This is a genomic window from Microcystis sp. LSC13-02, assembly GCA_002282935.1.
Taxonomy (GTDB): Bacteria; Cyanobacteriota; Cyanobacteriia; order Cyanobacteriales; family Microcystaceae; genus Microcystis.
This window is the reverse complement of record MTBT01000325.1, coordinates 1-10,495: the sequence shown is the minus strand read 5'-3', so window position 1 is coordinate 10,495 and position 10,495 is coordinate 1. Positions and strand designations below refer to the sequence as shown.

At 42.8% G+C, this 10,495-nt stretch carries 9 protein-coding genes; 6 read left to right on the top strand and 3 right to left on the bottom strand.

The window, feature by feature from the left end; translation table 11 throughout:
• The coding region (locus tag BGL89_RS20315) for a hypothetical protein (RefSeq protein WP_286827346.1) at window positions 1-197 on the bottom strand (197 nt) is incomplete at its 3' end.
• A 347-nt stretch (window positions 198-544) separates the two neighbouring features.
• Entirely contained in the window at window positions 545-2,635 is a 2,091-nt protein-coding gene (locus BGL89_RS20310) for a DUF4214 domain-containing protein (RefSeq protein ID WP_286827345.1), read from the bottom strand.
• 537 nt (window positions 2,636-3,172) lie between these two features.
• Here BGL89_RS20310 and BGL89_RS20305 point away from each other — a divergent pair.
• The 6 genes from BGL89_RS20305 to BGL89_RS20280 all read left to right on the top strand — a co-directional run bounded on the left by BGL89_RS20305 (window position 3,173) and on the right by BGL89_RS20280 (window position 9,449).
• Window positions 3,173-4,897, top strand: coding sequence for a methyltransferase domain-containing protein (locus BGL89_RS20305; RefSeq protein ID WP_286827344.1), 1,725 nt, complete (start codon window positions 3,173-3,175; stop codon window positions 4,895-4,897).
• Window positions 4,898-4,904: 7 nt separating this feature from the next.
• Window positions 4,905-5,501 (top strand): glycosyltransferase family protein, encoded by a 597-nt coding sequence (locus BGL89_RS20300; protein WP_286827343.1) that lies wholly within the window; start codon window positions 4,905-4,907, stop codon window positions 5,499-5,501.
• Window positions 5,489-5,953, top strand: a complete 465-nt coding sequence (locus tag BGL89_RS20295) for a glycosyltransferase (protein ID WP_286827342.1) — start codon at window positions 5,489-5,491, stop codon at window positions 5,951-5,953. The genes BGL89_RS20300 and BGL89_RS20295 overlap by 13 nt, the downstream gene beginning before the upstream one ends.
• 284 nt (window positions 5,954-6,237) lie before the next feature.
• Window positions 6,238-6,528, top strand: coding sequence for a hypothetical protein (locus BGL89_RS20290; RefSeq protein ID WP_286827341.1), 291 nt, complete (start codon window positions 6,238-6,240; stop codon window positions 6,526-6,528).
• 13 nt (window positions 6,529-6,541) lie between these two features.
• A complete protein-coding gene (locus BGL89_RS20285; RefSeq protein ID WP_286827340.1) occupies window positions 6,542-7,759 on the top strand; it encodes a methyltransferase domain-containing protein in 1,218 nt (405 codons plus the stop codon).
• A gap of 385 nt (window positions 7,760-8,144) precedes the next feature.
• Window positions 8,145-9,449, top strand: a complete 1,305-nt coding sequence (locus BGL89_RS20280) for a glycosyltransferase (protein ID WP_286827339.1) — start codon at window positions 8,145-8,147, stop codon at window positions 9,447-9,449.
• Here the strand turns inward: BGL89_RS20280 and BGL89_RS20275 are convergent.
• A complete protein-coding gene (locus tag BGL89_RS20275; protein ID WP_286827338.1) occupies window positions 9,446-10,369 on the bottom strand; it encodes a PhzF family phenazine biosynthesis protein in 924 nt (307 codons plus the stop codon). The genes BGL89_RS20280 and BGL89_RS20275 overlap by 4 nt on opposite strands.
• Between the last annotated feature and the right edge of the window lie 126 nt (window positions 10,370-10,495).

Here is a 10,495-nt window from a genome sequence, read left to right as displayed (position 1 = left end):
TTGAATCTTTTCAGAGGTTTGGGTTTTCTCTCAATAACAGAGGGACAGAGGTGGTTAGCTGAACGTTGGGAAAAACTGATAGTTTTATCGACGTAAGAAGCAGAAAAATTAGCTAAATTAACAGGATGTACTCTCAGACAATTTGAAGAGAGATAGGCTTTTAGTGGCTTGGGAACAAGCTTTATCAATTTATTCATAATAAATATTGGCAGAAGATTAAAGATTAGTTATTGTGACTAACTCTTTTGATTAGAACAAGATAAACTTGAGAATTTTCGGTCAAATTTATTGACTCAAAATCAGCTGTACTTAATTTAAATGAATCAACCCTAGGGGGAAGGGGGGATCGACACCCCCCTTATCAAGGGTAGGGTTAATTCATGAATTAACCCTACTACTTCCCCCAGAAAAGTCGGGAGAAAATTGAAGCTATCACCACCCTTATCAAGGGGGGAAGGGAGGGTTTCCTTCGAGAATAAACGAAAAAAGACCACCTTTTTCTGGGTGGCCTTCTTTAAACTATTCGCTAAAGACTCGTCAGGGTCTAAGCAAAGTTAACCGAGGTCAGCGTCAAAGCACCAGTGAGTTTGATAAACAAATCACCGGCATCGACTACGCCTGTGTTAGAGTCATTTGTTCCCAGAACAAAGGTGTTACCTTTGAAAGCAAGTTCTGCTCCAGTGTAGGTAAACGCGGCCAGTGAGTTTTTGCCAATTTGTTGGGAAAGCTTTGTGGCAGCGAGTAGTAAAGTGGCCTCATCACCTACGAAACCAGCGGGAGTACCTAAAAACTGGGTAGAAGTAAAGCCAGCTGCCGTCAGGTCGAGGACATCACCCGCTACACCAAAGTTGTCGATGGTATCGAAGGCAAGAGTACTATCGAAGTTCGAGTTAGCAATACTCTTATACACGAAGGTATCATTGCCGGCGTTACCCGCTAAGATGTCAGCACCACCACCACCAGTCAGGGTGTCATTCTTGGCACCACCAGACAGGGCGTCGTTTAAATTACCACCGATGATATTCAAGGTACCATTGGTTTCGAGGCCGCCATCGTATGTGAGTTTTGAAACCGTGAAGGAAGATGCATCAACGGTGGCAGACTGGCCACTGGCAACGAAGGAGTCATTGGGTGTAACAAGCGTATTCACAAAAGATACTTGCTTGAGAACAACCGTTTCTACATTCGTTACCTTATCCAGACCAGTAATACCACCGACTCCTAGAGTTGCAGTCAGGGTATCTTTACCGTCACTGCCGTTGATAGCAACATTAACCAACTGGTCGGTAACTGCGGTCAAGGTGAAAGAGTCATCGGACTTACCACCGACAATCTGTTTGACACTAAATGAGTCAACACCTACACCGATGTTGGCCAGATTGAGGGTCAGCTTACCGGTTAAAGCGCTGGCATCCAATTGAGCGGTGGAGTCTTTAGTAGCCATTCTGACCGCACCCTCAATGGTGAGGTTCTTGTCACCACTGATGACAAAATTAGTATCTTTAACACCTACACCTTCATCCAATATGGTTGCCTGATTGGTAATATCACCAGCTTTGAGGACACTATCAGCCTTGACTACTAAGTTTATGTCACTGGCATTGTTCTTATAGGTACTCGCCGGTTCACTGTCAACAATTCTCGTCCCCGCCAATGTTCCATTTAGGTTAATCGTGGTCTCGCGGTTTTCATTTGCCTGTAGCAGGGATAAGGTTCCACTGTAGCCTTCCGCTAGATTAAGGGGGTGCTTTTCAGAGGTGAGAACCTTGAGATTACCTGTAACAATTTCTAAATTCTTGACATCACTGATGTTGGCAATCTCAATAACGGCGCTGGGGGAACCCGTGAGCTTGATGTTCTCGATCTTGCTGATAAAGGGGATGGTTTGGAAATCAAAGACATCGGGCAGGATGGTCGCCGTTAAGACATCATTATCGGAAGCACTGGGGTCTTGGATAACGGTGCCATCCAAGAAAACTGTCCCGTTGATATTATCATTGGCAGTGGAGAGGAACTTACCCGCAGGGGAAACACCATTGGAAGCGGCGGCGGTAAGAACGGCACTTTCTTGTAACAAGGTGAAGGTAGTACCCGTGCCACCACCGATAATATCAATGATCGCCTGATCGATTGCTGCTTGGGCTGCGGTAAGGCTCGCGCCGGTGGAATCCACCGTGTCGATGATTTGCGATGAGGTGGTCAATACGGAGGAAGTGAAGGCGATGCCTGCATTCACAAAGTCCTCGGTAAATTGCAGGGCTATATCGGTGCGGTTTTGGAGAGTGAGAAGGTCGGTTCCTTGCGCTGCCTGAGCCACTGTCAGGACAAATTCGGCCACCGCCTCGGGAGAGCTATCATCTTCGAGAACTCCTATCCAGAAGTCTAGTCCTGCCTGCTCGGCATCACGACCAAAGGCGTTCTGGTAAATTTCGTTGATAAATTCTTCTGGGTTGGCTAGGGTGGGAGATTCCAAGAAGGGGTAAAGGGCTTTAGCCTCTGGGGAGGCACCGAACTGGGCCGCCATCTCTTCTATGGTTATATCTTGGGTTGACCAAAACTGTAGTCCTACTGAATCAGGGGCGCGGTTAAAGTAGATAACGTATAATTCGACGATGGAATTTTGAGCTACAGTCATAATTTATTTTTCACTCCTCGAGCAAAGTAAAAAGCTGTTCACACATGGCACATATACTAGCATAGATGACCTCAATTATCAAGCTATGGCAAAATTTTTTTTTGTGGGAGTAGTTTCGGTCAAGGTCTTCCACCGTCGGTAATCGTCCCTGAGAACTGACCCCCGACCAGATTGAGTGGATTCTTTAAGACTTAACTTTATATCCCCAGCCCCCAGAATACACCCTGATTCACCTTGATTTGGCAATTCGGTTACAATATTTAAACTGTCTTAGTTTATCGAGATGTACCCATAGGTTAGTCCAACTTCCTCGGTCAATTTTGTCACCACAGAGCAGCAAATGTCTAGTTCGGGGAAACTTTATCAGAAAAAAACGGTCTTACGGTCTTAACAGCGATGCCATCCCAGCCTGATGGTACAGGAACCTGTAAGATGGGATTGGTAGCCACTATCGGGGAGCAAGATTCTCAATCAAGGCAGTTTCATCTTTACTAGGTACTGGGATGAACGAAAATATTAAACTTAATTTTTTCTTCTATGACTATCGAAACTTACTATCCCAATCTAAATGTCAAGCATTTGCTTGATAAAATTCGCCAAGAAGCCCTGCGTCAAAACCTAGCCCTGGGGGTTCCCTCAGCACCAGTACCACCACCACCACCAGCGACGGGGGAATTAGTCCTGAAGGGGGATTTTGATCGGGAAGCAATTAATAATCAAATCGATTATATAGAAGGATTTATCAAAACAGCCGAGTCAAGAGCGGCAGTGCGTAACCAACTACCGGAGAAATTTGGGCGTTTACCCTGGTTATTATTTAAACCCTTGCAAGCTGTGGCTTTAAAGATTCTCAATACCATATTTCGTGATCAAAGGGAAGTGAATTTCAATCTTGCCAGTGCCTTGCGAGAATGCCTACAACTAAATCGACAGTTATTATCAGAGGTGGAAAATTTGCGGTCACAATCCCGGCGAGATTTAGAGAATTTAATGGCGTTTAGTCAGAGTTTATCTGGTTACAGCCAAGCGGTGGAGAAAAATCTGGTCAATAATACCCAAAATCTACAGGAGAAACTGCATAATTTTGAGTGCCAGACAAAAGAATGGGAGGTGCGTATCCAAGAATACTTCCAGCAGCGGCTGCAAGCCTTGGAGAGTGAATATCAAGACCAATTACAAATTCTGGATCAGAGGTGGGGAGATATTGGTAATCACATCCAAGAGCAAACCCAAGAGCAATTACAAATTCTGGATCAGAGGTGGGGAGATATTGGTAATCACATCCAAGAGCAAACCCAAGAGCAATTACAAAATCTTGACCGCAAGTGGGGGGATATTGGTAATCACATTCAAGAGCAAACCGAAGAGCAGTTACAAAATTTGGATCAGAAATGGAAAGAGCTTGCCTATCTTGGACAAGAAAAGCTAGAAAGACAAATGCGAGAAAGCGAGGAACGCAGCTTTCAAAATATTCATTATTTACAGATAGATTTAATTCAACAAAAACGATTGCTCGGCAAGTTCTGGGAAGGAGGAATCCCACAATTATCCCAACCCTTATCACCAGAACTAAAACCAGCGATTACAACAGAATTAGATCATTCTCTAGATGCCTTTTATGCTGCGTTTGAGGAAAGATTTCGCGGTAGTCGAGCCGTAATTCACCAAAGATTAGCCGTTTATCTTCCCCTGCTTAAAGAGGCACAAATCGCACCGGGAGATTCTTTAGTGTTGGATTTAGGTTGTGGTCGAGGAGAGTGGTTGGAATTATTGCAGCAAAATGGTTATAAAGCCCTAGGAATAGATTTAAATCAAGTCGTAGTTGCCGAATGTCAACAGCGATGCTTAGATGTACGAGAGGCGGACATCATTGATTATCTCCAATCCCTAGACGATAACAGCGTCGCTTTAGTGACAGGATTTCATTTGATCGAACACTTGCCATTCGAGATTTTAATGAAGTTACTGAGCGAGAGTTTTCGGGTTCTCCGTCCGCGAGGAATGGTAATTTTTGAAACGCCTAATCCCGCTAATGTTTTAATAGGTAGTTGTAATTTCTACTTCGATCCTACCCATCGTAATCCCTTACCAAGTTTGATGACTCAGTTTTTAGCCAAGTATTCAGGATTCTCGCCGGTCAACATTCTTAATCTCAATCCTTCAACGGAAACTCCTATCGCCGAAGACTCGGAAACCGCCAAGCGATTTAATGAATATTTTTATGGTCCGATGGATTATGCAATAATCGGCTACAAACTGTAAAATTTAGATGATTTTGAGTGCTTACTATATGCGAATTATTATTGCTACAACTCAGGCTCCCTTTATTTATGGTGGTGCGGAAATTTTAGCCACACAATTATGTCAGTCACTACAAGAAGCAGGTCACGAAGCTGAAATAGTAGCAATACCTTTTCAAGCCTATCCCTCAGAGCGGATATTAGATACAATGTTAAGCTGTCGCTTGCTCGATATATCAAGTTTTAACGGACAAAATATTGATCGATTAATCGGCTTAAAATTTCCCGCCTATTTAATTAAGCATCCCGATAAAGTTCTGTGGTTATTGCATCAACATCGGCAGGCTTACGATCTCTGGGGGGGTAAATATGACGGTCTAGATATCAGTGCCAATGGGTTACCGATTCGAGAAAGCATCATCAGAGCTGATAATAAAGTTTGTGCCGAATGTCAGGGAATTTATACAATTTCCCAAAAAGTTGTCCGTCGGCTGAAAACCTATAATAATGTTGATTCTATCGCTCTCTACCATCCCCCTCAAGACGCGGATTCTTTTTATTTTCAGGAAGAGGAGGGTTATTTCTTTTTCCCCAGCCGGATTAATCAGATTAAGTGGAAGCCCTAGCAAAAACCACGCACGCTGTGCCAGTTATTTTTGCTGGCAAAGCCGAGGGAAATTTTGACATTTATTTACAGGAAAAAATTGCCAAACTGGGATTAACCGAAAGAGCAATGTTTATTGGCAAAATCACTAATGAACAAAAAATCGCCCACTACGCCAAATCCCTGGGGGTCGTCTATCCACCTTTTGACGAAGATTACGGATATGTCACCCTAGAAGGAATGTTAGCTTCTAAACCCGTAATTACCTGCCAAGATTCGGGGGGTCCCCTAGAATTTATTCGTCATCGAGAAACGGGTTTAATCGTGGAACCGACGGCTAATGCTTTAGCGGCAGCGATGGATGAAATCTGGCAAAATCGGTCTTGGGCTAAACAATTAGGTAAAGCGGCCTATGAACACTATCAAAATCTTGATATTAGTTGGTCAAATGTTCTTAGCAAGCTTCTTGCATAAACGACATCAGCCAATCTGACTTTTCCCATTATCTTTATCAGTTGAGCGATCCCTTAGTTTCCTCCTATCTCGGAGTCCTATTCTCTCGTCGGTTATTGTCATTAAGACTAGCTTATTGAAAACTCCAGAGAGATTGAAAACCTTATTATGTCGTTGTTTTCAGACTTAACGGGAAAATTAGGATCGGCCAATGCCCCCATAATTTTTGAGCTATTGCCATAAGCAAAATTATCTGCAGCTTAATTTTTATCTGATTGATTTATTACTGATTATTCGCTCTTACCATGTTAAATAACAAACCAATATCTCACTTACCGTCAGAAAACCCTGACAAAAATCAGCACCCGAACCCTGCCACCGAGATGGCAGCCCCAGATTCTTCTCGATTGTTCGAGGTCAAACCATCGTCGTCCGTTGGTGCAGATTGGTCGGCTCTGAAGAAATTATTGGGCAGCACCCAGGAATATCTGCAAACAGCGCAAGTTAGGGCAGAAATTCGCGAGAAATGGCCTGATACTCTGGAGAGATCGCCTTTTACTCTCTTGAAACCTGAAAGTATTGCAACTAATCTTTAAGGATCAAAGGGAAGTGAATCAAAATCTCATCCAAGTCTGCCAGCAGTCGATACAATTCAATCAAGAACTGATGGAACAACTGGTTACTTTAAGTTCACAGATAGATCAACTGCATCAGAGCCGGAACAATCAGCAAATAACTCTAGAAATGATGGATAATCATTTAACCGATATAGAAGCGGAAACTGAGCTTTTGCCCTCAGATACCGCGAGTTTTGACCCTTTAAATCCACAATTGACCGCAACAGCAGTGAATTTACCCGCCCCTCAATTGCTGACCCCAGAACCAGAACAGTTACCAGTGCAGCTAGAACTAGAAAGCTGGGAACCAACTCCAGAACAGTGTGAAGCGGCGATGAAGATGTTTCAAGCCTATAAGTTTTGTCAAGGAGGTGCCGTAGAATATTTTCAGACCCATGTGAAGCGCTATCTTACCACTTTAGAGTTAATTCCTCGGCAAAAAGGGCTAAGAATTTTGGAATTAGGCAGCTGTCCAGCTTTTTCTCTCTTGTTAAAGCAAAAATTTCCCGATGCGACTATTATTCTCGCCTATAATGACTCTCCCGATGAAAAAACCCTTGAGGACAATTCTGAGGGCAAATTAGCCCAAGATAAGTTTCAAAAAAGATCCTCACAAGATGGTCGCGATAAGTACAACCAACAATTGTTTAACTATCCCTTTTCCGTGATCGAGTCGGAACCGCAATCGGCAGACTGGCCAATATATCGTTTTTCCTATACCTATTTTAATATCGAGAAAGATATCTGGCCCTTTGAGGACAAACATTTTGACGTGGTTTTTTGCATGGAAATTCTGGAACATCTCCTTGTAGATCCTGGTTTTTCCTTTCGAGAAGCTAATCGCGTTTTAAAAGATGGAGGCACTTTTATCGTCACTACACCCAACATTGCTCGCTATGAAAGTGTGGACAGTATTTTGAGTGGAGATACTCCTTATACTTTTGGTATTTATTATGAATCTGGTCCCTACGGTCGTCATAATCGTGAATACGTTCCCCGCGAGGTCGCTCGTCTAGGAGAATGTTCGGGTTTTCAGACCGATCTTTTGCTAACAGCGAATGTCTATCCTTTATCTAGAGATATTCGTCTAGTGCAAGAACTGCTCGCTCAATTCAATGATGATCCGACCCTGAGAAAACAAAATATTTTATACCGCGGCATCAAAGTGACGGATCAGTTTAAATCTTACCCTCCTGAATTGTACGGCTAAATCTCTTAAATCTGCTCATTTTATGGTTAAATTAGATTCTAGAGCCAGATTTTTAGACAAGTCTAAATATTAGACCAAATCAAGTTCTGAAAGAATGATAATCATCAATCTTTCTTGCTGCTGGTCTGAGTGCCTATCTTGAACAGTAGCCTAGGAGAAAATGGTTTAGTATTAGTTAAGTACCTAGGCAAAATTAATTACACATCTAAGCCGTCAGCTGTCAGCTTTTTGCTGTGATCAGTAAACAGTGAACTAAAAACTCAAATCTGATCCCTGATAGCCGTCTCCCGTCTCCCTTCTCCCTTCTCCCGTCTACTCTCTCCTGTCTCGACTAGGAAATTAATTTTGCACGACCACTTAGTTATATAACTGTAAAAATGCTGCCATGAAAATTAATTGGTTTTCTCCTTTGCCTCCAGCTAGAACCGATATTGCTGAATACACGGTGCGGGTTCTCCCCGGCTTAATCAAAAATTGTCAATTAGAACTCTGGACTGATCAAACGATTTATGACCGAGAAATTAGCCGTTGTGTTAAGGTAAATCACTATCAGATAGATCAGATGCCTTGGTCAGCGATTAATCACATCGATATTAACATCTATCACATCGGAAATAATCCCGATTTTCACGGAAATATCTGGCAAATTAGTTGTCGTTGCCCTGGAATAGTAGTGCTACATGACCTGAAACTACAACATTTTTTTGGAGGTATCTATAGAGAGTTGAATCAGGATAAAGTTGGTTATATAAATCAAATGCTCCGTTATTACGGGATAGAAGGAGCTTTAGCGGCAGAAAAGTTTTGGAATTGTGAATTATCTACGGAATTTATGGCTGAATATTACCCTCTCACTCCCTTGGCTTTAAAAAATGCCCTAGGGGTAATTTGCCACGGACAACAGACTTATCAACAACTCAAACAGGAAAATTTATGGCTGACTGGCTATCTGCCACTACCCTATCCTAGTCAAGGTCAATCATTGATTCAAGAGACAGAAAAAGCAACAGAAAAACAATTCTATCAACTGATTATCTTTGGTTACATAGGCGTTAATCGCTGTCTGGAACTGGTTTTGGACTCTCTGGCCAGTTTTACCCAAAAACAAGCTTTTCGCTTAGACATCTATGGAGAAGTATGGGATAGTAATTATCTCCTTCAAAAAATTAATAGCTTAAATTTAAATAATTTAGTAACCTTGCATGGTTTTGTCACGGAAGCCAAATTAGAAACCGCCTTAGCTAACGCAGATTTAGCGATCAATTTACGTTATCCTACCATGGGGGAAGCTTCTGGTAGTCAGCTGCGGATTTGGAGCCATGGTTTGCCAAGTTTAGTGACTAAAATAGGCTGGTATAGTGAGTTGCCCGAAAATACCGTAGGTTATGTGACTGTTGGCAACGAAATCGCCGATTTACACCAACATTTCTCTCAATTTCTTCATGATCCGCAATCTTATCAGACTATTGGGAAAAATGGTCAAATTTGGCTAGAAAATAATCATTCCCCCGAATCCTACGCTAAAGCCTTGGTGGATTTCGCTCAGGAAGCTTGTCAAAAAAGATATCGTTATGCAGCCAATTATTTTATCGAAAAAGTAGGCAAAGAAATTAGCTATTGGAATGATGACAAAATCTCGGATTTAGAGTTAAAATCCCTAGCGGAAACCATTCATTTTCTAACCAGCTAAAGTCTTTCCCCATCAGGAATTATCATCTTGCCTTGGCAGACTAGAACTGATGCACCACCTACGCAAACTTCCGTAATGTCACGGTGGTTTTTCTGGAACTTTAATTGTAAACTGCTGGGTCTGCCCATTTCCACCCCTTGCATTATTGTCCATTGATTCATCCCTTCCCTAGAAGATTCTAAGGCCCCTAAGTAACCTGCTAAAGCGGCCACAGCCGAACCGGTAGCCGGATCTTCCATAACTCCTAAACCGGGGGCAAACATTCGCCCATAGAGACGAGATTGGGGTGATTCTGGGTCAAAACAGCAGACAAAAAGGGAATTAGCGGGGGATTGTCCCAATAATGATGACCAAAGACCTAAATTAACTCTGATTCTCCCTAAAATATCTCGGTTTCTAACGGGAATGAATAAAAAAGGGAGACCACAGGAAAAGGCGCGGGGGGGATAACCGGGTAAGAAATCGGCAACGCTTAGGGAAAGAATCGCCGCTAAATCATCGAGAGCATAAGTATCGGTCACTAATTCTGGCAATTGTGCCACTTTTAACTCACTATAGACGGGTTTTTCCCCCTCCATGATAATTTTTACCGGTACTAAACCGACTCCTTCCTCCAGATAAATCGTGGTTTCTTGGTGGGGGGGAATAGCAGCGATTAGGGCTAAAATATAGGCTGTGCCGACGGTAGGATGACCAGCAAAGGGTAATTCGGTACTGGGGGTGAAAATCCGGACTTTTTTAGTGCCTTGGGGCGTTTCTGGCGGAAAAACAAAGACTGTCTCTGAGAAGTTAAATTCGGCGGCGATTTTTTGCATCTGGGTGCGGGTTAATCCAGATGCTTCCGGAAAAACCGCCAGAGGATTACCGCCAAAAATGCGATCGCTAAAAACATCGGCGGTATAGTAGGAATAGATAGGCACGCGGGGGATAGGGCAACAATTATCGGAGAATTTTCTTATCGAAAATTTGGGTTAAAACCCCGTCGTTTTACGACGGCTTTTCTTGATCTTTAATATAGCACCTAAGAACTTCCAATGGCGCACCTC

Coding starts and splice junctions, on each gene's coding strand:
- BGL89_RS20310 (WP_286827345.1), bottom strand. CDS start 2,635: ATGACTGTAGCTCAAAATTCCATCGTCGAATTATACGTTATCTACTTT.
- BGL89_RS20305 (WP_286827344.1), top strand. CDS start 3,173: ATGACTATCGAAACTTACTATCCCAATCTAAATGTCAAGCATTTGCTT.
- BGL89_RS20300 (WP_286827343.1), top strand. CDS start 4,905: ATGATTTTGAGTGCTTACTATATGCGAATTATTATTGCTACAACTCAG.
- BGL89_RS20290 (WP_286827341.1), top strand. CDS start 6,238: ATGTTAAATAACAAACCAATATCTCACTTACCGTCAGAAAACCCTGAC.
- BGL89_RS20280 (WP_286827339.1), top strand. CDS start 8,145: ATGAAAATTAATTGGTTTTCTCCTTTGCCTCCAGCTAGAACCGATATT.